The sequence below is a fragment of the Bradyrhizobium stylosanthis genome, from assembly GCF_001641335.1.
Taxonomy (GTDB): Bacteria; Pseudomonadota; Alphaproteobacteria; order Rhizobiales; family Xanthobacteraceae; genus Bradyrhizobium; species Bradyrhizobium stylosanthis.
Genome location: NZ_LVEM01000007.1, coordinates 170,997 through 195,892, shown reverse-complemented (window position 1 = coordinate 195,892; position 24,896 = coordinate 170,997). Strand labels below are relative to the sequence as shown.

Below are 24,896 nucleotides of genomic sequence, written 5' to 3'. Positions count from 1 at the left end.
CTTGATTTTGCGGACAGCCGATCACGCCCGCGCGAAATGGCACGTCGCTTACAGTTTTAATGACGGGTTCGTGAAGACGCTGCGCCCGGTGCTATCCCGGCGCCGCGCTACGCGTTCTCGTTCAACGCCCGCCGCAGCTTTCGGATGATGACGCCGCGGGCGCGGTCGTCGGCGGCGGCTGCGACCTTGTCGCTGATGTCGAGCATGAGCTCCGACATCTCGTTGTGCCAGTCGAGATGCGTGACCGCTTCGGGCGCGAGGCGACGGCGATGGTCGACGTCGAGCACGCGCGGCTCGGCTGCTGCGAGCTCGTAGATGTCGTCCAGCACGGGCTGATAGATCTTTGCCGCGGGCAGGATGCGCTCGGCCAGCCGTTCGGCAAGGCCCGCGATTGCGTCCTGTTCGCCATGGGTGAGGAACAGGCCGCGCGCGATCGGGCGGCGCGCCGCGATCCAGCCGGCCATCCCCGCGGCGTCGGCATGTCCGGAATATTCGTCGATCATGCGGATGCGCGCCGCGACGCGGATTTCCTCGCCCTGGATACGCACCGCCCTGGCGCCGTCCTGCAGGAAGCGGCCGAGCGTGCCGTGCGCCTGGAAGCCGGAGAGCAGCACGGTCGCGCGCTCGTTCCAGAGCCAGCGCTTGAGGTGATGGCGGATGCGGCCCGCGTCGCACATGCCGCTGGCGGAGATGATGATGTGGAAGCCGGTCAGGCGCATGATCGCCTTGCTCTCGGCGACGGTCTCGGTGAATTTGAGATGCGGCGAGTTGAGCAGGCGATCGACGTCGACGCCCGGATCGAGGCTCGCGGCGTGCTGGCGGAAGACTTCCGTCGCATGGATCGCGAGCGGGGAATCCAGGAAGATCGGCGCCGCCGGAACTTCGCCGCGTTCCATCAGGTGGACGATGTCGACGATCAGCTCCTGCGTGCGCTCGACCGCGAAAGCCGGGATCAGCAGGGCGCCCTTGGCGGCCGAAGCCTGGCGAATCTCGTCGGCGAGATGCTGCCGCCGTTGCTCGGGCGTGGTGACGGCGCGGACGCGGTCGCCATAGGTGGACTCCGAGATGACGTAGTCGAGGTCTGTCGGCGCCTGCGGATCGGGCTGCAGCAGCTTGGCCTCCGGCCCGACGTCGCCGGAGAGCAGCACGCGCAACGGCCGCTCGCGCCCGGCCTCGCTGAATTCCAGCTCGATCGAGGCGGAGCCGAGCAAATGGCCGGCATTCCAGTAGCGCGCGCGGACGCCGGGGATCACGTCGGTCCAGCGCTCATAGTCGACCGGGCGGAACGACTGCAGCGATGCGGTCGCATCGGCCTGCGTATAGATCGGCGCGACCTCGTTCTGCTGGCGCGCCGCATTGCGCCGGTTGAGCTGCGCAACCTCGGACTCCTGAATGCTGCCGGCATCGGGCAACATCCAGGAGCAGAGATCGATCGTGCCGCGCGTCGCCAGGATCGGCCCGTCGAAGCCTTCGCGCACGAGTTTGGGCAGCAATCCGCTGTGGTCGATATGGGCGTGCGTGAGCAGCACCGCCTGGATGTCGGCGGGGCGGAACGGGAAGGCGCCGTAGTTGAGCGCCTTCAGTGTCTTCTGTCCCTGGAACAGGCCGCAATCGACCAGGAAGCGTCCGCTCGCGGTCTGGAACAGGTAGCTCGAACCGGTCACGGTGCGCGCGGCACCGCAAAATCGAACGGTCACGCTCATGTCGTGGTCTCCGGCGGGGATGTCGGGTTGTGCTCGCGCGCGAGGGACGCGGCCAGGATTTCGTCGAGCGCGATCGCGTTGGTCGGATGCGGCACGCTGTCGCTTGAGCGAACGGAACGGATGCCTGCCTCGGTGAACGCGGCGATCATCGGGGGCGGAAACAGCGCGTGCGTCACCACGGAATCGACGGCGCTGGCGCCGGCCGCTTTCAACGTCTTCGCCGCGACCATCAGCGTCGTGCCGGAGGAGACGATGTCGTCGATCATCAGCGCCGGCCGTCCCGCAAGCAGGGCGGCATCGTCAAGCACGATCTCCACTGAGCGGTCGCCGTGGCGAATCTTCCGCGCCACCGTGTGCTGCAAGCCCAGCCGGCCCGCGAGGTCTCTGACCCAGGGCTCGGATTCGGCATCGGGGCCGATCACGATTGTCGCGGGATCCACGCCGGCCTGCGCCAGCGCCTTCGCGATCGCCGGCATCGCGGACAGGTTCTCGGCCTCGATGCCGGGAAACACGGCGCCGATGTCGCTGACGCGATGCAGGTGCGCGTCCACGGTGACGACGCGGTCTACGACCTTCGCAAGCAGGGTACCGATGGTGCGTTGGCTGATGGCCTCGCCCGCATGAAATGCAGTGTCCTGACGCATGTAGCAGAGATAGGGCGCGACCAGGACGAGCCGCCTGGCGCCGCCGCGTCGCAGCGCCTCGGCGGCGAACAGCAGGGCGATCAGCTTGTCGTTGGGCTGGTCGAGCGCTGCATAGAGGATGGTGGTGTCGGCCGCGGGCGCGACCGTGACGCGGAGCTCGCCGTCCGGGAAGCGGTGCAGGGCGATCTCGTCACAGGCAAGCCCGAGCCCTCGCGCGAGGCGCTTCGCCGCCTCGGCCCCGAAGGGCAGGGTCTGGAACGCGATCGTGCTCACGACGCGCTCTTGCCTTGAGGAGCGTCGTGGCCGTTGACGGCATAGCCGTCGTCCGCGGCCGCCGCGCTCGCGACCAGGTCATGCTCGGGCCGGTCGAAGGCGTAGACGCGGTAGAGCGGCTCGCCCTGCTCGACGCGGTCGCCGATCTTCTTGAACAGGCGGATGCCTGCGCCTTTGTCGAGTGGTGCGCCGGCGGTGCGCGCGAGGCGGTTGAGGCGCAGGCAATCGATCGCGGACACGGTGCCGTCATGGCTTGCCCTGACGTCGAAGCTGAGCGATCCCAGCTCGGTGCTGCATGTCGAGGGGCCCTGGGCGTCGATGATCTTCTGCATCTGCTTCAGCGCCGCGCCGCTGTCGAGCAGTTCGCGGGCCCGTGCATAGCCGGAGCCACCGCGCAACTTCGGATCGTATTCCAGGAGATGCGCCGCCAGCCGCAGCGACTTCTCGCGCAGGTCGCGCGGCGCGTCCTTGTCATTGCCGAGCACCGCCATGACGTCATTGGCTTCGAGCACCGGCCCGATGCCGTTGCCGATCGGCTGGCGTCCGTCGGTGGTGATCACTTCGACGGTACGGCCGAAGCGGTCGCCGACGAATTCGAACAGCTTGCGCAGCCGCATCGCCTCGACGGCGCTGGTGACCTTCGCAGTCGGCCCGACCGGGATGTCGATCAAAAGATGCGTCGAGCCCGCCGCGATCTTCTTGGACATGATGGAGGCGACCATCTGCTCGCGCGTATCGAGGCTCAGCGGCCGTTCGACCGAGATCAGGACATCGTCGGCCGGCGACAGGTTCACGTGCCCGCCCCAGATCAGGCAGCCGTTGCAGGCCGAGACGATCGCCTTCATCTCTTCGACGCCGACATTCACCCGTGCCAGCACCTCCATGGTGTCCGCGGTGCCGGCGGGCGAGGTGATGGCGCGCGAGGACGTCTTGGGGATCGGCAGGCCATGCGCGGCGACGATCGGCACCACCACCATCGAAGTGCGGTTGCCGGGAATGCCGCCGATGCAGTGCTTGTCGACGACGACGGGATCGGGCCACACCAGTTGCGTGCCAGCCTTCGCCATCGCGCCGGTGAGGGCCAGCAGCTCATCGCTGGTGATGAAGCTCGCCGAACCGATCAGGAAGGCGGCGATTTCCATGTCGGAGTAGCGATAATGGGAGAGGTCGTTGATGATCGCGCCGATCTCCGCCTCGCTCAACGTTCGCCCGTGAATCTTCGCACGCACCGCTTCCAGGCTCTCCGGCGGCGATGCGGGCGTCACCGTGACCGGCGTGCCGGCCGGTTCGGCGAAGCGGCGGAATGCCGGCTCGGAGAGACCGATCTCATCCTGGGCCGCCAGCGCGTCGTCGTCCGTGATCAGGAGCGTCGCCAGCAGGACCTTGCCGTCCCGGCGCAGCTCGACGCGGCTGAAGCCGCGAAAGATCTCCGCGCGCAGCGCCTTGGACTGCCGGGAGATGACGACGACGTTCTCGCGGCCGGTATCGAGGCGGACGCGGCGGATTTTCAGTTGGGAGTGCGGAAGGTCTGGATGCATGGACGGGCCGGCAGCAGGAAGATCGGCTCCCATGCTTAACCGTCGCAGTCCGCGTGCTGTTGACACAGATCATGGCCCGCAGCGCTGACGGGCCAGCGAGCGTGCGGCATTATCTCGGATGGCGGAGGCCCGCGTCGAACCGGATCGGCGGTTACTTCGTGGCCGCGTCGATCGAGTTGAACTTGTTGTTCAGCAGCGCGCTGCCCGTGTTGTTCACGACGGTGACGATCGCGAGCGCGATACCGGCGGCGATCAGGCAATACTCGATAGCGGTAGCTGCACTTTCATCGGCAAGAAAGGACCTGAGCAAAGCCATCGTCAACTCCTGTTCATCCGTCCAACGTAGGCTGGAGCCGTTTTCGGAATGGTAAATTGATTCACTAAATTTCTCGCGGGCAGGCGCACGCTAAAGCGCAGGTCGGATGGAGCCGACCTCAGGCCTTTATATGATGCCATTCGTTGACTTAAGGTTTCATGACCCGATTCAGGCGCATTTGACCGTGCGGTCGCCGTCAGGATTTGATCGCGCGTCCCGAAGCGGCCTTACCGGGGCGCTTCAGCGCCGCGGCGAGGCGCCCGACCAGATAGCTCATGACGCGTGGCTGCGACCGCGCCGCGCTGTCGGCGCGTTGCTTGTCCTCGGTCGTGTCGCTGACGAGGCCGATATAGTTCTTCCTGGCATCCGGCTGCTGCACCGCGTGCGAACCCTGCTTCAATCGAGGGCGCGACCTTGTCGGGCTGAACGGGAATCGACGGTTAATTTTGTCTTCCGTAGGACTACTTGGCGGGCGGGAAACGACGGCTCGGCTTAACCGATTGTTGAGGCTATTTGCGGCCGGCATCCGCGTTGAGCGCGCGCAGCATCGCGATGCGGGCGAACATCATCCAGCCGCCGCCGGTCTCGGCTGCATCGATCAGAGTCTCGATCGCGGTCTGCCAGTGGCTTGCGTGCTGCGCGTCCTCGGGCAGCTGCATGACGTGATCGGCCGCCTCCTGCAGCGTCCGCAGCTTGCGTCCGCTGCGCAGCGGGATCGGATCGTCGAACGCGGCCGACCAGGGCATGTCAGGCCGGCCGGCCGGAGAGGGGGGACATCACGATGCGATCGCAGGCCGGGTGCTGCTAGCTTGCCTTCTTCGCCCGTGCCGGCGCGCGCACCGGCTTGTCGGCGGCCTTCTTCGGGGCTTCCTTCGCCGTCTTCGCCGCCGCGTCCTTGCCGCCCTTGCCTGAAATCGGCAGCAGCATCTCGCGCTGACCCTCGACGCGCTTCTTCGGCTTCTTGCCCTTGACGGTCTCCTTGGCGACCTTCGCCGCTGGCGCATCCTTCTCGTTCGCGATGCTCTTCTTCAGCGCGTCCATCAGGTTGATGACGTTGCCGCCCGTCTTCGGCGCCGCCTTCGCGGTGATGGGCATCCCGGAGCGCTTCTTGTTGATGAGGTCGATCAGCGCGGTCTCGTAATGGTCCTCGAACAGTTCGGGCTCGAACGCGCCGGACTTCTTCTCCACGATGTGCTTGGCAAGGTCGAGCATGTCCCTGGTCAGCTTCACGTCCTGGATGTCGTCGAAATATTCGGTCTCGCTGCGGACCTCGTAGGGGTAGCGCAGCAGCGTGCCCATCAGGCCGCTCTCGAGCGGCTCCAGCGCAATGATGTGCTCGCGGTTGGTCAGCACCACGCGGCCGATCGCGACCTTGTCCATGCTGCGGATGGTCTCGCGGATCACCGCGTAGGCGTCGTGGCCGACCTTGCCGTCGGGGACGAGATAATAGGGGCGGATCAGATAGCGGTTGTCGATGTCGGCCTTCGGCACGAACTCGTCGATCTCGATCGTGTGCGTGGAGTCCAGCGCGATGTCGTCGAGCTCGTCCTTGGTGACCTCGATATAGGTGTCGGTGTCGACCTTGTAGCCCTTGACGATGTCCTCGGACGTGACCTCGTCACCGGTCTCGGCATCGACCTTGAGGTACTTGATCCGGTGGCCGGTCTTGCGGTTGATCTGGTTGAAAGAGACCTTCTCCGTATCCGAAGTGGCCGGATAGAGCGCGACCGGGCAGGTCACGAGCGACAGACGCAGAAAACCCTTCCAATTGGCGCGGGGGGCCATGGGCTACTCCAAACGCAACAGGGGACAACTCACAACGATACCATCGGGGAACAACGAATCATAGCAAGCGCGGCGGCGGAATCTTGCAACGACGTTAACCGCCGGACGGGGCCTCGCGTGCCTGCGTGCTGCGCGGGGCTCACGGCAGCGGGGGTCCGGAACATCGCCAGAGGTGGGGCGTTGCCCCGGGACTTGACTGGCCGCGAGGAGGTCGCGGCGTCTGGTTAAGGCAGCCCTGAGATCGAGGTCACCATGGCAACGCGAGAGCAGAACCGGATCGTGGAAACTCCGACCGAGGCGCGCCAGGGCGAACCGGGGCCGTCGGTGGCAGCGCTGCTCGCCATCTCGACAGGCCTTGCGATCCTGATCCTCGCCGTCGTCTGGTTCGTCTTTTTCCGGACCTGAGGAGGGGATCGGAACACCCGACTTCCTCATCGCCGCATAAGGCGGCACATTGCGCCCGCCATGCCGCCGGTTCGTCCGGCGGCATGGCGGGCGCAATCGTTGGCGACCGGCAGGTCTGATAGGATCAAGTCGGATATGACCAAAAAGTAACGTTGCCGGTTCCCCGCGTTCATATTCAGTTCACGCCGAACTTGCTCATCTGTGACCCGTGTTCATGCAGCCTATTTCTGGAGACCAGCGTGCGCCTGCTCGTTGTTGAGGATGACCCCGATCTCAATCGCCAGCTCACCAAGGCGCTGACCGACGCCGGCTACGTCGTCGATCGCGCCTTCGACGGGGAGGAGGGGCACTATCTCGGCGACAACGAGCCCTACGATGCCGTCGTGCTCGACATCGGCCTGCCGAAGAAGGACGGCATCTCGGTGCTGGAGGCTTGGCGCCGCAACGGCCGCACCATGCCGGTCCTGATCCTCACCGCGCGCGATCGCTGGAGCGACAAGGTGCAGGGCTTCGATGCCGGCGCCGACGACTACGTCGCAAAGCCGTTCCACCTGGAGGAGGTGCTGGCCCGCATCCGCGCGCTGCTGCGCCGCTCCACCGGTCATGCCCAGAGCGAGCTCTCCTGCGGCCCCGTCACGCTCGACACCAGGACGGGCCGGGTCAGCGTCTCCGGCAACCCCGTCAAGATGACCTCGCACGAATATCGGCTTCTGGCCTACCTGATGCACCATTCCGGGCGCGTCGTGTCCCGCACCGAGCTGGTCGAGCATCTCTACGACCAGGATTTCGACCGCGACTCCAACACCATCGAGGTGTTCGTCGGCCGCATCCGCAAGAAGCTCGACGTCGACATCATCCAGACCGTCCGCGGCCTCGGCTATCTCCTGACCCCGCCGCCTGCACCGGGTGCTTGAGCCCAAGGCCTGAGCAAGGCCTGAGCCCGTGCGGGCTTGACTGGAGGCCGAACAGGGGCCTTGGTCCGGTCATGACCTGCGAAGTTCCGACATCCTGCGCCTGCCGGGATCATTCCGATGCGTGCTAGCTCGCTTGCGAACCGGCTGTTCCTGTCGGCGACCGCCTGGCTCGTGGTGATCCTGGCCATCACCGGCGTGGTGCTGTCGTCGGTCTACAAGAACGCGACCGAGCGGGCCTTCGACCGCCGGCTCAATCTCTATCTGCGCACCCTCATCGCCGAAGTCGCGACCCCGGACGAGCCACCGGACCGCCAGTTCCAGTCGCTTGGCGAGCCCCTGTTCGAGCTGCCGCTGTCCGGCTGGTACTGGCAGATCACGCGCACCGACACCGAAAAGCCGGAGGTGCGCTCCTCGCGCTCGCTCTGGGACAAGAAGCTTCCGAAGCTGGAAGAGCAGGGCGCCGAGCTCACCGCCGCGGGCATCCGGCTCGGTTATGTCGACGGTCCCGAAGGGCAGAACCTGCGCATGGTGGAGCGGCCCGTCGATCTCGGCGCCGACGGCAAATATCTCGTCAGCGTCGCCGGCGACGACACCGAGATCTTCGACGAGACGCGCAGCTTCGACTACTACCTCGGCGGCACCTTCACCGCGCTCGGCATCGTGTTGCTGCTGACCACGGTGTTCCAGGTCCGCTTCGGCCTCGCGCCGCTCAAGCGCATCTCGGAATCGATTGCCGACATCCGCTCCGGGCGGGCGGAACGGCTCGAGGGCGAATTCCCGGTCGAGATCGCGCCTTTGGCCCGCGAGACCAATGCGCTGATCGAAGCCAATCGCGAGATCGTCGAGCGCGCGCGCACCCATGTCGGCAATCTCGCCCATGCGATCAAGACGCCGCTCTCGGTGATCGTCAACGAAGCCGGCGCCCACGCCGCGGAGCCGTTCGCGGCCAAGGTGATGGAGCAGGCGGACGTGATGCGCGACCAGGTCGCCCATCATCTGGAGCGCGCGCGGATCGCGGCGCGCGTCTCGGTTGTCGCCACCGTGACGGAGGTCGCGCCTGCGATCGAGGCGCTGCGGCGGACCATGGAGAAGATCCACCGCGACCGCGGCATCGTCGTCGAGGCCACGGCCGATCCGTCGGCCAAATTCCGCGGCGAGCGGCAGGACCTCGAGGAGATGGTCGGCAATCTCGTCGACAATGCCTGCAAATGGGCGGCCTCCCGCGTCTTCATCGAGGTCCTGGTCGAGGCCCCGCAGCAGGCCGGCGCCGGACCGCGGCTGCGGATCATCGTCGACGACGACGGCCGTGGCCTGTCGGAGGCGGAACGGGCCCAGGTCTCCCGGCGCGGCCAGCGGCTCGACGAATCCAAGCCCGGCTCGGGGCTCGGCCTGTCCATCGTGACCGACCTTGCCGCCCTCTATGGCGGCAACCTCTCCCTCGGCGGCGCGCCGATCGGCGGCTTGCGGGCCGAGCTGGTGCTTCCGGGAATATAATCCTCTGTTCCCAATGGGTTATTTGGCCTACAGCGGGCAAATCCGGAAGCAAATGGGGGCATTCGAGCCAACGTCCTCAACGGCTTCTTAAGGCGCAACCACCTATGATCGCGCCCGGACGCATCCCACGTCCGCCATTTTACCGTGCATTACCCGGGCGCATGAGCCAGACATCGATCGAGCGGCTGAGGGAATATCTCGCGCAGCTCCCGCCGCAGTCGCAGGCGCTGCTGATGCGGGAGTTCGAGCGCGCGCTCGAGCGCGGCCAGGACACGGCCGTGGCGACCCTGGTGCTCGAGCAACTGCGCAAGATCGTCCGCAAGACCGAAGCCGACGAGGCCCCGCCGCCGCGCACCGACGACCTGTCGCGCCTCCTGTTCCAGGCGCTGGAACCGTTCCTGGTCGAGGCAGGCGCTCCGATCAGGGTCGGCCAGATCCGGCGGTCTTCGCTGCAGCCGATCTGGCAATGGCTCGGCCGTGACGGCGCCCCGGACAAGCTGACCGAATTCGAGGCGGCACTGGCGCGCATGCCGGCGGAGAGCGCCGGCCAGGTCGAGGCCCTCGCGCAAAAGCTGCAGGCGGTGGCCGCGGACGCCATCTTCGCGCTGACCGGTCCCGGCGGCGGCGACAAGTCGCGCGCGCTCGCCCGCGTCGGCCCGCCCAACGTGATCGAGGACCTCTATTCGATAGGCGCGGTGCTCGCGGTGCGCGAGGCCATCGCCACGCTGAACGAGAAGCTGCCGCGCACTCTGCGCGCCTTCGGCGATCCCCAGATCGCCTCGGTGACGTCGGCGCTCAACATTCCGGTCCTGCAGACGCCGCAGATGCTGCCTTTCGCCCTGTCGATCGTCGTGCAGCGCATGACCGCACCGTGGCAGATCATCCGCCTCGCCATCAAGATCGCCGCGTCCGACGACGAGATTCGCGTCGCGGCAACGCCTTATGGCGTCGCCGTCACCATTGCCCTGCACGATCTGTCCTGCGTCGCCGCGATCCTGCGCATGGACATCAAGCGCGGTCATTTCGACAACGTCGCCGGCAATCTCAAGGCGCTGCATGACGGTGCGCGCGGCCTGCGCACCGAGCTCGACCTGCGCAACGATTCAGTCTGGGGCAAGCAGCTGACCTCGATCCGGGCCGACATCTCCAATGCCCTGCAATCGGAGATCGACAGTGTTCCCGGCCGCGTGCGCCGCATCCTGCGCCAGCGTCCCGAGAAGGACATTCCGCCGGGCGCGCGGATCGACAGCACCGAGGTGGAAGAGACCGCCGCGCTGATGGAGTTCGTGGCGACCTGCCGCAATTACGCGAGCGAGCTCGCGATCAACGAGGTGACGCTGCGCACCTATTCCGACCTGCAGCAATATGTCGAACGCTCGACCGAGCAGCTCGTGCAGGCGTTGCGCGGCGCCGACCACAAGGTGCGCACCTACAGGCAGCAGCAGGTGCAGGCCGCGATCCGCTTCTGCCAGGTGCTGTTCGGCGATGACTATGCCTCGCTGATGAGCCGCGCTGCGGAGAACGCCGCGACAGGCGAGCGCAAATCGTCGCGCGCGAGCTGATTCAAGCGCATATTTTCGTGATCACAATTTGTGGTTGACGCTGCCGGTGGTGGGCCCTACGGTCGCCGTGCAAGTTTTTGGAATTTCTATCTGTGGGCGCATGAAACCCATTATCAGCTCCATCGAAATCGAGAACCGCGTCATTGTTGCCAAATATCAACGGCTGATGGTCGGCGCGAAGGTGGTGCTGGTCGAGAAGGCAAGCGGCCGTCAGTTGCCCGAGACCGCCACCAGGGTTGCTTCTCCGGTTCCGGTCGGGGCGCTGCGCATCAGGCTGCCCGAGGCCATCGAGCCCGGGACGTACTTCCTCAGGGCCTTCAACGGGCACGGCGAGGACGCCGCGCGGAGCGCGGACTTCGAGATCGGCTAAGCCGTTGGAGTTTCACCATTTCGGGACTGCGCGCGGTCGCGCCAAATTGACAATTGTCAATTGCCGCATCGTCCGGCCGTGGTGTAAAGCCACCTATGGGCGCGGGTGGCGCGCTGCCGGAAGCTTGCCAGATGACGTTATGGTTCGTGTTCGCGCTGATGACGGTCGCGGCGATTTTCGCCGTGCTCTTGCCGCTCGGCCGTAGCGGACGCGCGCAGGAGCAGGGCGGCCCAAATCAGGGCAGCGAAGTCGCGGTCTACAAGGACCAGCTCGCCGAAATCGAGCGCGATCTCGCCGTGGGGCTGATCGCCGCACCCGAAGCCGAGGCCGCGCGCGTCGAGATCAGCCGCAGGCTGCTCGCCGCAGCCGCCGGCGAGCCAGCAGCCGCGCCGAAATCGAACCTCAAATGGCGCCGCTCCGCGGCTGTGCTGGCCCTCGTCGGCCTGCCGCTGGTTGCAATCGGCGTCTACATGCCGCTCGGCTCGCCCCGGCTTCAGGACTTTCCGCTGGCGGAGCGGGAGCGCGGGACCGGCATGGCGCGATCCCTCGAGAATCTCGTCGTGCAGGTCGAGCAGCATCTGGAAAAGAATCCGACCGACGGACGCGGCTGGAACGTGCTCGCGCCGGTGCTGCAGCGGCTCGGCCGCTTCGACGATGCGGTGCGGGCCTATCGCAACTCGCTGACCTACAATGGCGAGAGCCCGGAGCGCCGGTCCGATCTCGGCGAGGCGATCGCAGCCGCAGCCGGCGGCGTCGTGACCGCGGAGGCCAAGACCGAGTTCGAGCGCGCACATGCGCTCGACGCCGATGATCCCAAGTCGAACTATTTCCTCGGGCTCGCCGCCGAGCAGGACGGCCGCAAGGACGATGCCGCCAACATCTGGCGCGCGCTGCTGGCGAAGGCGCCTGCCGATGCGCCATGGCGGCCCCTGGTGCAGTCCTCGCTGGCGCGGGTCGGCGGCGGTGGCAGCGGGACGGTGCCGGCGCTGTCGGACGAGACCATTGCGGCATCCAAGGACATGGCCGAAGGCGATCGCAACGCGATGGTGCGCGGCATGGTCGAGCGCCTCGCCACACGGCTGAAGCAGAACGGTGACGATGTCGAGGGCTGGCTGCGGCTGGTGCGCGCCTATCTGGTGATGGGCGATCGCGACAAGGCGAAGGGCGCCTCGACCGACGCGCGTCAGGCGGTCGCCAACGATGCCGAACGGCTCCGCCAGCTCAACGAAGGCCTCAAGACTCTCGGGCTCGACGGATGATGATGTCGGGACAGGACGAGCGGAGAACGGATACGCCATGACGCGCAAGCAGCGACGTATGACCATCATCGGCGGCTCGCTCGCCGTGCTCGCGCTCGCGGCCGCGCTGGTGCTCAACGCGCTGCGCGACTCCATCGTGTTCTTCTCGACACCGAGCATGGTGGCCGAGAAGCACGTAGCGCCCGGCAAGCGGTTTCGCCTCGGCGGCCTGGTGCAGCCCGGCTCGCTCCAGCGCGGCGACAATCTCGCCGTGAGCTTCGAAGTCGCCGACGGCAATGCGAAGCTGCCCGTCGCCTACAAGGGCATCCTGCCCGACCTGTTCCGCGAAGGGCAGGGTGTCGTCGCCGAAGGCGCGCTCGATGCCAATGGCGTGTTCAAGGCCGACACCGTGCTCGCCAAGCACGACGAGACCTACATGCCGAAGGATGTCGCCGATGCCCTGAAGAAGCAGGGACACTGGAAAGACGATTACGGTGCCCAGGCCTCCGGTGGGGCGAAGCCCGCGGCTACCACCGCGCAGGGCAATCCGCAGGGAGCCGTGCGGTGATCGCAGAATCCGGACATTACGCGCTGGTGCTGGCGCTTGGGCTGGCACTCATCCAGTCCATCGTGCCGTTGATCGGCGCGCGCCTCGCCGATGCCGCGCTGATGAACGTGGCGCGCTCCACCGCGCTGGCGCAGCTCCTGTTCGTCGGCGCCTCGTTCCTCGCGCTGGTGATGCTGCACGTCAATTCGGACTTCTCGGTCGCCAATGTCTACGAGAATTCCCATTCGATGAAGCCGCTGCTCTACAAGATCACCGGCGTGTGGGGGAACCACGAAGGCTCGATGCTGCTGTGGGTGTCGATCCTCGCGCTGTTCGGTGGCCTCGTCGCCGCATTCGGCAATAACCTGCCGCTGTCGCTGCGCGCGCATGTGCTGGCGGTGCAGGCCTGGATCGCCAGTGCCTTCTACCTCTTCATCCTCGTGACCTCGAACCCGTTCCTGCGTATTGCCAATCCGCCGATCGAGGGACGCGATCTCAATCCGGTGCTGCAGGACATCGGCCTCGCCGTGCATCCGCCGATGCTTTATCTCGGCTATGTCGGCTTCTCGATCTCGTTCTCCTTCGCCATCGCCGCGCTGATGGAAGGGCGGATCGACGCGGCCTGGGCGCGCTGGGTGCGGCCGTGGACGCTGGTGGCCTGGATCTTCCTGACGCTCGGTATCGCGATGGGCTCCTACTGGGCCTACTACGAGCTCGGCTGGGGCGGCTGGTGGTTCTGGGATCCGGTCGAGAACGCCTCGCTGATGCCGTGGCTCGCCGGCACCGCGCTGCTGCATTCGGCGCTGGTGATGGAGAAGCGCAACGCGCTGAAGGTCTGGACCATTCTTCTGTCGATCCTGACCTTCTCGCTGTCGCTGCTCGGCACCTTCCTGGTGCGCTCCGGCGTCATCACCTCGGTGCACGCTTTCGCCACCGATCCGACCCGCGGCGTGTTCATCCTGCTGATCCTGTGCCTGTTCATCGGCGGCAGCCTGTCGCTGTTCGCGGGCCGCGCGACCTCGCTGAAGCAGGGCGGCCTGTTCGCGCCGATCTCGCGCGAGGGCGCGCTGGTGCTGAACAATCTGCTGCTGACGGTCGCCTGCGCGGTGGTGCTGTTCGGCACGCTCTATCCGCTGGCGATGGAGATGCTCGCCGATTTCAAGATGTCGGTCGGCGCGCCCTTCTACAACCTCACCTTCGCGCCGCTGTTCGCGCTGCTGCTGCTCGCGGTGCCGTTCGGACCGATGCTGGCGTGGAAGCGCGGCGATCTGCTCGGCGTGATGCAGCGCCTGCTCGCCGCCGGCGTTGCCGGGCTCGTCGCCATCGCCATTGCCTGGGGCTGGGCGAGCGGCGGCGCCACGCTGGCGCCGCTCGCGATCGGGCTTGGGGTTTTCGTCATCGCCGGTGCGATCACCGACATCGTCGAGCGGACCGGGCTGGTGCGGGTGCCGTTCGCGACGGCACTGCACCGCGCCCGCGGCCTGCCGCGCTCAGCCTGGGGCACCGCGTTCGCGCATGCCGGGCTCGGCGTCGCGCTGATCGGCATCGTCTGCGAGACCACCTGGAACAGCGAGCACATCGCGACGATGAAGCAGAACGACGTCGCCCACATCGCCGGCTACGACGTCAAGCTCGACGGCCTGTTCCAACGCCAGGGCCCGAACTACCGCGAGATGATCGCGGAGTTCAAGATCAGCCGTGACGGCGAGGCCATCAGCGTCATGACGCCGTCCAAGCGCAGCTTCACCACGCGCGGCTCCTCGACCACGGAGGCCGCGCTGCTGACGCGCGGTGCGAGCCAGCTCTACATCTCGCTGGGCGATGCCAATGCCGACGGCGCCATTGCCGTGCGCATCTATCACAAGCCCTTGGTGCTGCTGATCTGGTGGGGACCGGTGCTGATGGCGTTCGGCGGCATGCTGTCGCTGTCCGACCGGCGGCTGCGGGTCGGCGCGCCGAAGCCGGCGCGGGCCAAGCAGCGCCTGCAGCCGGCGGAGTGATCCGATGTGCCGGATGATGGCCGCGTTCGCCCTCCTGATGCTGCTGGCGTTGCCCGCGGCCCACGCGGTGCAGCCCGACGAGATCATGTCGGACCCCGCCAGGGAAGCGCGCGCGCGCGAATTGTCGCGCGAGCTGCGCTGCATGGTCTGCCAGAACCAGTCGATCGACGATTCCGATGCGCCGCTGGCGCGCGACCTGCGGCTCCTGGTGCGCGAGCGCATCGCGGCGGGCGACAGCAATTCGCAGGTGCTCGACTTCCTGGTCGCGCGCTATGGCGAGTTCGTGCTGCTCAAGCCGCGCTTCGAGCGGCAGACCTTGCTGCTGTGGCTGCTCGCGCCGTTGCTGCTCCTCGGCGGCGGCCTGGCGCTCTGGCTGCAAATCCGCCGTCGCGCGAAGACCGGTGCAGATGCACCGGCGCCGCCGCTCACTGCGGAGGAAGAGGCGCGGCTCGCCGCCTTGATGTCCGACGAGGCGAAGTCGTCCTGACCTACGTAATGATACGTAGGCTGTCGGGAGCCGCGTGTTTCATCCTCTATTGACCTTTGTCTGGAAGCTTGTCGCGAGATTCGATTCCAGCCTCTGAGTCCCCGAGATGTTCGCGAACAGCAATTTGACGATCCGCTTCCTGGTCGGCGCCGTCGTCGCTGCATTATTGTTCCTGCTCGGCATCGGCGGCGGCACCGGCTTCGTCGCGGTGCTCTATCTCAACAACGAGATCACCAGCCTGTCGTCGGACTTCGCCGCGCTCAGCGGCCCGGCGCGCGACCACGCGATGCTGATCTACCAGCAGGCGCAGACGGCGTTCTCCTGGTTCCTGGTCGCCTGCGGCGTGATCGCGGTCGTCGCCGTCGCGATCTGCCTCACCACCTTCTTCGCGGTCCGCAACGGCATCCTCACGCCGCTTGCGGCGATCGTGCATGCGATGCGCGAGGTCGCCGACCAGAAATTCGAGACTCCGGTGCCCGGGCTCGGCGGCACCAACGAGATCGGCCTGCTCGCCGGCGCGCTCGAGGTGTTCAAGACCAATGGCCTCGAGCGCCGCCGCCTCACCGAGCAGCAATTGCACGAGGCGCAGCACCAGGCCGAGCGTTCGAAATTTCTCGACGATCGGATCAAGCGCTTCAACGATCTCGTCGCCAGCGTCGTGGACAGCGTGGCCTCGTCGGCCGTGCACCTCAAGCGCAACGCCGAGACGTTGTCGCGGACGGCCAACGAGACCAGCACCAAGGCCAATGCGGTGGCAAGCGGCGCGAGCCAGGCCAGCGCGAGCGTCCAGACGGTCGCGGGCTCGGCCGAGGAGATGACCAACTCGATCGGCACGATCAGCCGCCGCGTCACCGATGCGACCCAGCGCGCCGAGGGCGCGGCGTCGCAGGCCGAAAAGAGCCGCGACACCATCCACACGCTGTCGGACGCTGCCGACAAGATCGGCGAGGTCGTGCAGCTCGTGCAGGCGATCGCCTCGCAGACCAATCTGCTGGCGCTCAACGCCACCATCGAGGCGGCGCGGGCCGGCGAGGCCGGCAAGGGCTTTGCCGTGGTCGCTTCCGAGGTGAAGAACCTGGCGCACCAGACCAGCAAGGCGACGGAGGAGATCACCTCCCATGTCGCCAGCATCCAGGGCATCACCGCGGAGACGCGCGGCGCGATCGACGGCATCTCGAAGACGCTGTCGGAGATCTCGTCGATCATGTCGGGCATCGAGGTCGACACCGCCCAGCAGCGCAACGCCACGCAGGACATCACCCGCAGCGCGCAGGACGCCGCCCACGGAACACTCGACGTCTCCAATCACATCGCCCAGATCACCTCGACCTCGGCGGAGACCGGCCGCATGGCGGCTGAAGCCCGGGATTCCGCCGTCGATCTGTCGCGGCAGGCCGAGACCCTGAAGCGCGAAGTGGACGAGTTCATCGTCAGCGTCAGGGCCAGCTGAGGCTGGGCACCGGAACCCGACTAAGTTCCTGTAAGACCAAGACTTTCGGCCTGCGCTAAACTGCCGCAGTAGAGCCGCGCCATCATTACAAAAGTTTAACCCCGCCGCCAGCGCGCGGTAAGGCGGGAGTCCCCATCTTCAGCTCCGGAAGGTGCCGTCATCCGGCGCCGAAATGAATTCTAGGGCCCTGGAGATTTCTGCATGAACGACCGTATCGACCTCTCGAACCTCCCGTCCTACCGGCAGCAGCGCCGGTCGGTGTTCTCGGCGCGCAGGCTCGCGCTGATGGCCTCGGTCGTCGCCGGTCTCGGTGCCGCCGTCTACGGCTTTGGCCCGTCGATGTCGCCGGCCGACCTGATTTCGAGCCCGGCGCATGCGCAGGTCAACAACGAGGTCCGCAAGGTCGAACGTCCGGTCGGTTTCGCCGACATCGTTGAGCGCGTGAAGCCGTCGGTGATCTCGGTCAAGGTCAACATCAAGGAGAAGACCGCGAGCAACGACGATGGCGACGATGCTCAGTCGCCGTTCCAGCCGGGCTCGCCGATGGAGCGCTTCTTCCGCCGCTTCGGCGGTCCGGATGGCGTTCCCGGCCTGAAGGGCGGTGGTCGCGGCCGCGTCGTGCAGGGCCAGGGCTCCGGCTTCTTCATCTCGGCTGACGGCTACGCCGTGACCAACAACCACGTGGTCGACGGCGCCGACAAGGTCGAGGTCACCACCGACGACGGCAAGACCTACAGCGCCAAGGTGATCGGCACCGACCAGCGGACCGACCTCGCCCTGATCAAGGTCGAGGGCGGCTCGAACTTCCCGTTCGCCAAGCTCGCGGACAGCAAGCCGCGGATCGGCGACTGGGTGCTCGCGGTCGGCAATCCCTTCGGTTTGGGCGGCACCGTGACCGCGGGCATCGTCTCGGCCAGCGGCCGCGATATCGGCAACGGCCCCTATGACGATTTCATCCAGATCGACGCGCCCGTGAACAAGGGCAATTCCGGCGGTCCGGCGTTCGACACCAATGGCGAGGTGATGGGCGTCAACACCGCGATCTACTCGCCCTCCGGCGGCAGCGTCGGCATCGCGTTCTCGATCCCGGCGAACACCGTGAAGAGCGTGGTGGCCCAGCTCAAGGACAAGGGCTCGGTCAGCCGCGGCTGGATCGGCGTGCAGATCCAGCCCGTCACCTCCGACATCGCCGACAGCCTCGGCATGAAGAAGGCCGAAGGCGCGCTGGTGGCGGAGCCGCAGGCAAACGGTCCGGCAGCGAAGGCCGGCATCGAATCCGGCGACGTGATCACCGCGGTCAACGGCGAATCGGTCAAGGACGCCCGTGAGCTCGCCCGCACCATCGGCGGCATGGCGCCCGGTGCGACCGTGAAGCTGAACGTGCTGCACAAGGGCGCGGACAAGGTCGTGAACCTCACCCTCGGCCAGCTGCCGAACACGGTCGAGGCCAAGGCCGACCTCGACAAGGACAGCGGCAAGGGTGCCAGCAAGGGCACCGACGTGCCGAAGCTCGGCATGACGGTTGCGCCCGCGAATTCCGTGGCCGGCGCCGGCAAGGAAGGCGTCGTGGTCACCGAAGTCGATCCGAAGAGCGCCGCGGCCGAACGCGGCTTCAAGGAAGGCGATGTGATCCTCGAGGTCGGCGGCAAGAGCGTGGCCACCGCCGGCGAAGTCCGTGACGCCATCAACGCGGCGCGGACCGACAACAAGAACAGCGTCCTGATGCGCGTGAAGAGCGGCGGCCAGTCGCGCTTCGTCGCGATCCCCCTCGCCAAGGGGTAAGCCTCAGGAGGCTTACGAAATGAAGGGTGCCGCCGGCATCAGTCGCCCCCGCCGCCGGCGCCCTTCGGGGGAGCAGCGTAACGTTCGCTTCCCCAGCCTACCTTCCGGTGGAAATACGCCCCCCTCCGTCGGAAGGCCTAGGGCGGTGAGGTCCCCCCAGCTTCACCGCCCGCCTTTTTCTCGCTTCGACACTCTCGCCCTCGGCTTGCATGCGATTGCCGCTCGCGCCATGTTTAGAGAAGGTTGACCTCCTTGACCGCCGCCGAACGCACGATGCGCCTCCTCATCATTGAAGACGACCGCGAATCCGCCGACTATCTCGTGAAGGCGTTTCGCGAGGTCGGACACATTGCCGACCACGCCGCCGACGGCGAGGAGGGCCTCGCCATGGCCGAGAACGGCGAATACGACGTGCTGGTGGTCGACCGCATGCTGCCCAAGCGCGACGGCCTGTCGCTGATCGGCGCGCTGCGCGACCAGGACAACACCACGCCGGTGCTGATCCTCTCTGCGCTCGGCCAGGTCGACGACCGCATCAAGGGCCTGCGCGCCGGCGGCGACGACTACCTGCCGAAGCCCTATTCCTTCGCCGAGCTGCTCGCCCGCGTCGAGGTGCTGTCGCGCCGCCGCGGCGGACCTGCCGAGGATACCCTCTACCGCGTCGGCGATCTCGAACTCGACCGGCTGTCCCATCGCGTCGCCCGCGGCAAGGACGAGCTGACCTTGCAGCCACGCGAATTCCGCCTGCTCGAATATCTCATGAAGCATGCCGGTCAGGTGGTGACGCGCACCATGCTGCTGGAGAACGTCTGGGACTACCATTTCGATCCGCAGACCAACGTGATCGACGTGCACATTTCGCGGCTGCGCTCCAAGATCGACAAGGGTTTTGAGCGGCCGCTGCTGCACACGATCCGCGGCGCCGGGTACATGATCCGTGACGGCATTCGGTAAACTCGTCCGCACCACGGCGTTCCGGCTGACGCTGGTCTATTTGCTGCTGTTCGCGATGTTCGCGGCCTCGCTGCTCGGCTATTTCGCCTGGAACACGCGGCGGCTGATCACCGAGGAAATCACGCAGACGGTGAATGCCGAGACCTCGGAGATCAACGATCTCTACGACAGGCGCGGCTTGCGCGGCCTGGTGCTCGCGATCGAGTACCGCGCGTTGCGGCCGGGCGCCAACCTCTATCTCGTGACCACGCCGACCGGGCAGGCGATCGCCGGCAATGTCGGCTCGCTCGCGCCCGGCGTGATGGCGACGCGCGGCTGGTCCGAGACCGCCTACCGGCGGATCGAGGATACCGATGACCGCGATCATCGTGCCCTGGTACGCGTCACCGAGCTCGAAAACGGCTTCCGTCTCCTGATCGGCCGCGACCTCGCCGAGCGTCGGCGCCTGTTCAGCATCGTCGCCAAGGCGGCGCAATGGTCGGTCCTGATCGTCGTGGTGCTCGGCCTCGGCGGCGGCATCTTCGTCGCGCGCAGGGTGCTGAGGCGCATCGACGCGATGACCGGCACCGCCCAGCGCATCATGACCGGCGATCTCAGCGGCCGCCTGCCCGTCGGCCGCAGCGGCGACGAGCTCGACCGTCTGGCCGAAAACCTCAACGCCATGCTGGAGCGGATCGAGGCGCTGATGGCGGGGCTGAAGGAGGTCTCCGACAACATCGCCCACGACCTCAAGACGCCGCTGACGCGCCTGCGCAACCGGGCCGAGGAGGCGCTGGCGAAATCCGGCTGCGAGGCCGACTACCGCGCCGCGCTGGAGCGGACCATCGAGGAATCCGACGGCCTGATCCGCACCTTCAACGCGCTGCTGATGATTGCCCGCGCCGAGTCCGGACAGGCCCGCGGCAACATGGACGATTTCGACGCCGCCGATGTCGCGGGCGGCATCCACGAGCTCTACGAGCCGCTCGCCGAAGACGACGGCATGACCTTGAAGGTGAAGGCCGATCCGACGCCGGTTCACGGCAACCGCGAACTGATCAGCCAGGCGCTCGCCAATCTGGTCGAGAATGCCATCAAGTACGGCAAGCCGGCTGCGCAGCCCGCGGGAACCGTGGTCAGCATGGACTCGAGGCAGATCACCATCGAGGCAAGGCGCGAGGGCGATCAGGTGCTGCTCAGCGTCACCGATCGCGGCCCCGGCATCCCCGAGGCCGACCGCAAGCATGCCGTCGAGCGATTCGTCCGGCTGGAGGCGAGCCGCACGCTACCGGGCTCCGGCCTCGGCCTCAGCCTCGCCTCCGCAGTTGCGACGCTCCATGGCGGAGAATTGCGGCTGGGTGATGCCCATCCCGGCCTCGTCGCTACGCTGGCACTGCCGGCGCGCGCGAGCGCAGGCGACAGGGTTGCTCCGCCAATGCCGGATGTGCCACAGAAGGTGGCATGAACCACTCCGCGCCGGGAAACGCGGACAAGCATGGTGAGAGTCTGGCCGCGCGCTTTGCGGAGGCTCCCCATATTGCCGCTTCCACAAACGACGAACCCCGTTTTGAAAACTGGCTGGCCGAGCTCGAGCCGGCGCAATCGGCACGTCTCCAGCCGCTGCTCGCTTATCCCTTCGCGCGGAACATCCTGGCCGGCATCGCGGAATTCTCGCCCTATCTGTTCGATCTGGCGCGCGCCGATGCGCCGCGCCTGATACGGCTGCTCGAATGCGATCCGGATGCGCACCTGGCCGCACTGATCGCGGAGGCGCGGAACGCGGTGCTCGCGGCGCCCGACGAGGCCGAGGTGATGCGGCTGCTTCGCCGCATGAAGGCGGAGGCCGCGCTGCTGACCGCATTGTGCGACATCGGCGGGGTCTGGCCGGTGATGCGGGTGACGGCGGCGCTGACCGACGTCGCGGTCTCCTCCGTGCAGGCGGCGCTGCAGTATCAGCTGCGGCAGGAAGCCGCACGTGGAAAGATCCGCCCGCTCAACCTCGAGGCCCCGGAAGAGGGCTGCGGCCTGATCGTGCTCGCGATGGGCAAGATGGGTGCGGGCGAGCTGAACTACTCCAGCGACATCGACCTCATCGTGTTCTTCGACCCTGATAATACGACGCTTGCGCCTGATATCGAGCCACAGCCGTTCTTCGTCCGGGTCACGCAGGGCATGGCGCGCATCCTGCAGCAGCGCACCTATGACGGCTATGTGTTCCGCGTCGACCTGCGCCTGCGCCCCGATCCGTCCTCGACGCAGGTGGCGATCTCCCGTGATGCCGCGCTGAACTATTACGAGCGGGAAGGGCGCACCTGGGAGCGCGCCGCCATGATCAAGGCGCGCGCCTGTGCCGGCGACGCCAAGGCCGGCGAGGCGCTGCTCGCCGAGATCGCGCCCTTCGTCTGGCGCAAGCACCTCGACTTCGCCGCGCTTGCCGACGTCCACGACATGAAGCGGCAGATGCAGACCTATCGCGGCCAGAGCGAGATCGCGGTCGAGGGCCACAACGTCAAGGTCGGCCGCGGCGGCATCCGCGAGATCGAGTTCTTCGCGCAGACCCAGCAGCTCATCGCCGGCGGCCGCCATCCGGAATTACGGGTGCGGCCGACGCTGAGAGCGCTCGACGTGCTCGCCGCCAGCAACTGGATCACCTCTGCCGCTCGCGACGAGCTCACCACCGCCTACGAATTCCTGCGCCGGGTCGAGCACCGCCTCCAGATGATCGCGGACGAGCAGACCCATGCACTGCCCGAGGACAAGGAAGCGGTCGAGCGCTTTGCGCGCTTCTTCGGCTACGTCGATCGCGAGGCCTTTGCGCGCGACCTGCTGCGCCAGCTCGAAATCGTGCTGGGGCATTACGAAAAACTGTTCGAGGGCGACGATCCGACCGGCACGGCGAAGCTGCCGGCGCTCGACTACAGCGCGGGCCCCGACGACCCGCGCCTGCTCCAGCACATGACGGCGCTCGGCTTCAAGAAGCCGGCCGCAGTCGCTCAGACCGTGCGCGACTGGATCACTGGCGATTATCGTGTGTTCCGCAATGAGGCGACGCGCAGCGCCTTCATCGAGTTCGTGCCGGCCCTGATCGACGGGCTCGCGCATGCCGAGGAGCCGGACCGCGCGGTCGTGGCGTTCGATCAGTTCCTCGGCGCGCTGCAGCGTGGCGGCCGGCTGATCACGCTGCTTGGCCAGAACCGCGATCTCGTCGCGCTGGTGGCGCTGGTGCTTGGCGCAGCGCCACGGCTAGGGGAGATGCTGGCACGCCAGCCGCAGCTCATGGACGGCCTGATCGATCCGCGCTTCTTCGGCGCGATGCCGGACCGGCAGGAATTGTCGGAGCGGCTCGCCGCCACCGTGCAGGACGCCGGCTCATACGAGGAGTTCCTCGATCGCCTGCGCCTGTTCGGGCAGGAGAGCCTGTTCCTGATCGGCACGCGCATCCTCTCCGGTACCGTCTCGGCGCAGCAGGCGAGCACCGCCTTTGCCGACGTCGCCGAAGGCATCGTCCACACCGTGCATGGCCTCGTCGCCGACCGCTTTGCCGCCCAGCACGGCCGCATCAAGGGCCAGGAGACCGCGATCATCGCGATGGGCCGGCTCGGCAGCCGCGAGATGACGGCCTCGTCCGACCTCGACCTGATCCTGCTCTACGATTTCGACGCCGAGAACCCGGATTCCGACGGCGCCAAGTCGCTGCAGGGGGCGCATTATTTCGCCCGCTTCACCCAGCGCCTGATCAGCGCGTTCACGACGCGGACCAATTACGGCGTGCTCTACGAGATCGACATGCGGCTGCGCCCGTCGGGACGCGCCGGCCCGGTGGCGTCGAGCCTTGCGTCCTTCGCCGACTACCAGGCCAACGAGGCCTGGACCTGGGAGCACATGGCGCTGACGCGCGCGCGCGTGGTGTCGGCCTCACCTGAATTCCGCGAGCGGATCGAGCGCGTGATCCGCGACGTCCTGACCCGTCGGCGCGACCGCGGGATCATCGCCAACGACGTTGCCGACATGCGCGGTGCGATCGGACAGGAGAAGGGCGAGACCGACTATTGGGATCTCAAATATGCCGCCGGCGGCATGATCGACATCGACTTCATCGCGCAATATCTCCAACTCGTGCATGCGCACGACAAGCCTGAGATCCTCGATGTCAGCACGCTGCAGGTGCTGGACAATGCCTGCAGGCTCGGCGTGCTCGGTCAATCGGAGACCGAGATCCTGCGCGCCGCAGTGCGGCTCTATCACGACCTGACGCAGATCCTACGGCTCTGCGTCAGCGACCGTTTCAAGCCGGAGACCGCCGGCACGGATCTGCAGCGCGTGATGGCGCGCGCCGGCGATGCGCCGGACTTCTCCTCGCTCGAGGCGCGGGTGAAGGAAACGCAGAGCGAGGTGCGACGCGTGTTCAGGACACTGCTGGAAGGCTCTGCTTCAGCGAAGTGAGGGCCTCGCGCACGTTCGGCTCCAGGCCCGCGCCGCCGGCATCGAGATGGGCGAAGATCGCGCGCTTCATCCTGGGGTCCCAGAACTTCTTGATGTGGTCGGCGATCCCCGGCACGGCCTTGTCATGGCCCTGGCTGCGGAAGAACATGCCGATCTGGTTGGCCATGTAGACGAGGCGGTCAGGCGACGACATCGATGATCTCCTGGGCACGAAGGGCCGTGACGCGGCCCTGGTGCGTGAACACTTCAAACCCGTCGCTGCGGGCAATCGCAATCAGCGTGATGCCGGCAGCCTCTGCCGTGCGGACAGCGAGCGCGGTGGGGGCGGAGACCGCGACCATGACGGGTGCGCCGATCGCGGCGGTCTTCTGCACCATCTCGACCGAGACGCGGCTGGTCAGCAGCACCATGCCGATGTTGGCATCGGTCCGGCCGCGCGCCAGCGAGCCCGCGAGCTTGTCGAGCGCGTTATGGCGGCCGACGTCTTCGCGCAAGGCCACGATGCCATTCGATGGCGACCAGAAGGCCGCGGCGTGCACGGCGCGGGTCTGCATGTTGATCGATTGCAGCGGCGCGATCGCCTGCATCGCCGTCATGATCTGCTGCGGTGTGAAGGTCTGTCCCTGCGGCACGATTGCTGCAGGCCGTATGGCCTCGGCGATGGACTCGACGCCGCAGATGCCGCAGCCGGTGGGGCCGGCGATGTGGCGGCGGCGTTCGCTGATGCGCGCGGCGTTGTCCTGTTCGAGCCACATCCTGAGCTCGATGCCGTCGTCGAGGCGTACCACCTCGAGCGACTTGATGTCGTCGACCGATGTGATGATGCCCTCGTCCAGGCTGAAGCCGACGGCAAAATCCTCGAGGTTCTGCGGCGTTCCCATCATCACGGCGTAGGTGCCGCCATTATAGGTCAGCGCCAGCGGCGTCTCCTCGGGGATCAGCCGCGTCCCTTCGGACGCGGCACCGTCGCGCCAGATTTCGCGGTCGATGGCCTGGACCGGCACGTGCATGC

Annotated in this window: 23 protein-coding genes; 14 read left to right on the top strand and 9 right to left on the bottom strand. The window is 66.9% G+C overall.

Annotated elements, in window-relative coordinates; translation table 11 throughout:
• Positions 1-107: 107 nt before the first annotated feature.
• The 7 genes from A7X65_RS37715 to ku all read right to left on the bottom strand — a co-directional run bounded on the left by A7X65_RS37715 (position 108) and on the right by ku (position 6,259).
• On the bottom strand, positions 108-1,703 hold the full coding sequence (locus A7X65_RS37715; RefSeq protein WP_063694468.1) for an MBL fold metallo-hydrolase: 1,596 nt from the start codon (positions 1,701-1,703) through the stop codon (positions 108-110).
• Positions 1,700-2,620, bottom strand: coding sequence for a ribose-phosphate pyrophosphokinase (locus A7X65_RS37710; protein ID WP_063694467.1), 921 nt, complete (start codon positions 2,618-2,620; stop codon positions 1,700-1,702). The genes A7X65_RS37715 and A7X65_RS37710 overlap by 4 nt, the downstream gene beginning before the upstream one ends.
• Complete coding sequence (locus A7X65_RS37705) at positions 2,617-4,158, bottom strand: thymidine phosphorylase family protein (protein WP_063694466.1); 1,542 nt, start codon at positions 4,156-4,158, stop codon at positions 2,617-2,619. Before A7X65_RS37705 ends, A7X65_RS37710 begins: the two co-directional genes overlap by 4 nt.
• 151 nt (positions 4,159-4,309) lie before the next feature.
• Positions 4,310-4,474, bottom strand: coding sequence for a Flp family type IVb pilin (locus tag A7X65_RS37700; RefSeq protein WP_063694503.1), 165 nt, complete (start codon positions 4,472-4,474; stop codon positions 4,310-4,312).
• Between the two features lie 196 nt (positions 4,475-4,670).
• Positions 4,671-4,874 carry a hypothetical protein gene (locus tag A7X65_RS37695; RefSeq protein ID WP_430643908.1) on the bottom strand — a complete coding sequence of 68 codons (204 nt, stop codon included), beginning with the start codon at positions 4,872-4,874 and terminating at the stop codon, positions 4,671-4,673.
• A 109-nt stretch (positions 4,875-4,983) separates the two neighbouring features.
• Entirely contained in the window at positions 4,984-5,220 is a 237-nt protein-coding gene (locus A7X65_RS37690; protein ID WP_063694465.1) for a hypothetical protein, read from the bottom strand.
• Positions 5,221-5,278: 58 nt separating this feature from the next.
• On the bottom strand, positions 5,279-6,259 hold the full coding sequence (ku, locus tag A7X65_RS37685; RefSeq protein WP_063694464.1) for a non-homologous end joining protein Ku: 981 nt from the start codon (positions 6,257-6,259) through the stop codon (positions 5,279-5,281).
• Between the two features lie 252 nt (positions 6,260-6,511).
• On the opposite strand from ku, the gene A7X65_RS42975 reads away from it, so the two are divergent.
• The 14 genes from A7X65_RS42975 (at position 6,512) to A7X65_RS37620 (ending at position 23,884) form a co-directional block, all read left to right on the top strand.
• Positions 6,512-6,664, top strand: coding sequence for a hypothetical protein (locus tag A7X65_RS42975; protein ID WP_167358337.1), 153 nt, complete (start codon positions 6,512-6,514; stop codon positions 6,662-6,664).
• A gap of 239 nt (positions 6,665-6,903) precedes the next feature.
• The gene (locus A7X65_RS37680; RefSeq protein WP_011085905.1) at positions 6,904-7,578 is read left to right on the top strand and encodes a response regulator transcription factor; all 675 of its coding nucleotides are present in this window, start codon (positions 6,904-6,906) and stop codon (positions 7,576-7,578) included.
• A 117-nt stretch (positions 7,579-7,695) separates the two neighbouring features.
• Positions 7,696-9,072: a sensor histidine kinase gene (locus A7X65_RS37675; RefSeq protein ID WP_063694463.1), complete on the top strand. Its 1,377-nt coding sequence runs from the start codon at positions 7,696-7,698 to the stop codon at positions 9,070-9,072.
• Between the two features lie 161 nt (positions 9,073-9,233).
• The gene (locus A7X65_RS37670; protein ID WP_063694462.1) at positions 9,234-10,634 is read left to right on the top strand and encodes a hypothetical protein; all 1,401 of its coding nucleotides are present in this window, start codon (positions 9,234-9,236) and stop codon (positions 10,632-10,634) included.
• Positions 10,635-10,734: 100 nt separating this feature from the next.
• Complete coding sequence (locus A7X65_RS37665) at positions 10,735-11,004, top strand: hypothetical protein (protein WP_063694461.1); 270 nt, start codon at positions 10,735-10,737, stop codon at positions 11,002-11,004.
• A 131-nt stretch (positions 11,005-11,135) separates the two neighbouring features.
• Positions 11,136-12,263, top strand: coding sequence for a c-type cytochrome biogenesis protein CcmI (gene ccmI / locus A7X65_RS37660; protein WP_063694501.1), 1,128 nt, complete (start codon positions 11,136-11,138; stop codon positions 12,261-12,263).
• A 37-nt stretch (positions 12,264-12,300) separates the two neighbouring features.
• Positions 12,301-12,810 carry a cytochrome c maturation protein CcmE gene (gene ccmE / locus A7X65_RS37655; RefSeq protein ID WP_063694460.1) on the top strand — a complete coding sequence of 170 codons (510 nt, stop codon included), beginning with the start codon at positions 12,301-12,303 and terminating at the stop codon, positions 12,808-12,810.
• On the top strand, positions 12,807-14,789 hold the full coding sequence (locus A7X65_RS37650; protein WP_063694459.1) for a heme lyase CcmF/NrfE family subunit: 1,983 nt from the start codon (positions 12,807-12,809) through the stop codon (positions 14,787-14,789). The genes ccmE and A7X65_RS37650 overlap by 4 nt, the downstream gene beginning before the upstream one ends.
• Positions 14,790-14,793: 4 nt before the next feature.
• Positions 14,794-15,276, top strand: a complete 483-nt coding sequence (locus tag A7X65_RS37645) for a cytochrome c-type biogenesis protein (RefSeq protein WP_063694458.1) — start codon at positions 14,794-14,796, stop codon at positions 15,274-15,276.
• A gap of 106 nt (positions 15,277-15,382) precedes the next feature.
• Positions 15,383-16,726 (top strand): methyl-accepting chemotaxis protein, encoded by a 1,344-nt coding sequence (locus A7X65_RS37640; protein ID WP_063694457.1) that lies wholly within the window; start codon positions 15,383-15,385, stop codon positions 16,724-16,726.
• Between the two features lie 201 nt (positions 16,727-16,927).
• Positions 16,928-18,508: a Do family serine endopeptidase gene (locus A7X65_RS37635; protein WP_063694456.1), complete on the top strand. Its 1,581-nt coding sequence runs from the start codon at positions 16,928-16,930 to the stop codon at positions 18,506-18,508.
• Positions 18,509-18,781: 273 nt separating this feature from the next.
• Positions 18,782-19,462 carry a response regulator transcription factor gene (locus A7X65_RS37630; protein ID WP_063694500.1) on the top strand — a complete coding sequence of 227 codons (681 nt, stop codon included), beginning with the start codon at positions 18,782-18,784 and terminating at the stop codon, positions 19,460-19,462.
• Entirely contained in the window at positions 19,446-20,906 is a 1,461-nt protein-coding gene (locus tag A7X65_RS37625) for a sensor histidine kinase (protein WP_063694455.1), read from the top strand. Before A7X65_RS37630 ends, A7X65_RS37625 begins: the two co-directional genes overlap by 17 nt.
• Positions 20,903-23,884: a bifunctional [glutamine synthetase] adenylyltransferase/[glutamine synthetase]-adenylyl-L-tyrosine phosphorylase gene (locus A7X65_RS37620; RefSeq protein ID WP_063694454.1), complete on the top strand. Its 2,982-nt coding sequence runs from the start codon at positions 20,903-20,905 to the stop codon at positions 23,882-23,884. Before A7X65_RS37625 ends, A7X65_RS37620 begins: the two co-directional genes overlap by 4 nt.
• On the opposite strand, the gene A7X65_RS37615 is transcribed toward A7X65_RS37620, so the two are convergent.
• Together A7X65_RS37615 and fdhD are read right to left on the bottom strand one after the other, a co-directional pair.
• Positions 23,847-24,077 (bottom strand): formate dehydrogenase subunit delta, encoded by a 231-nt coding sequence (locus A7X65_RS37615; RefSeq protein ID WP_063694453.1) that lies wholly within the window; start codon positions 24,075-24,077, stop codon positions 23,847-23,849. The genes A7X65_RS37620 and A7X65_RS37615 overlap by 38 nt on opposite strands.
• Positions 24,064-24,894: a formate dehydrogenase accessory sulfurtransferase FdhD gene (gene fdhD / locus A7X65_RS37610; RefSeq protein WP_063694452.1), complete on the bottom strand. Its 831-nt coding sequence runs from the start codon at positions 24,892-24,894 to the stop codon at positions 24,064-24,066. Before fdhD ends, A7X65_RS37615 begins: the two co-directional genes overlap by 14 nt.
• Positions 24,895-24,896 lie beyond the last annotated feature (2 nt).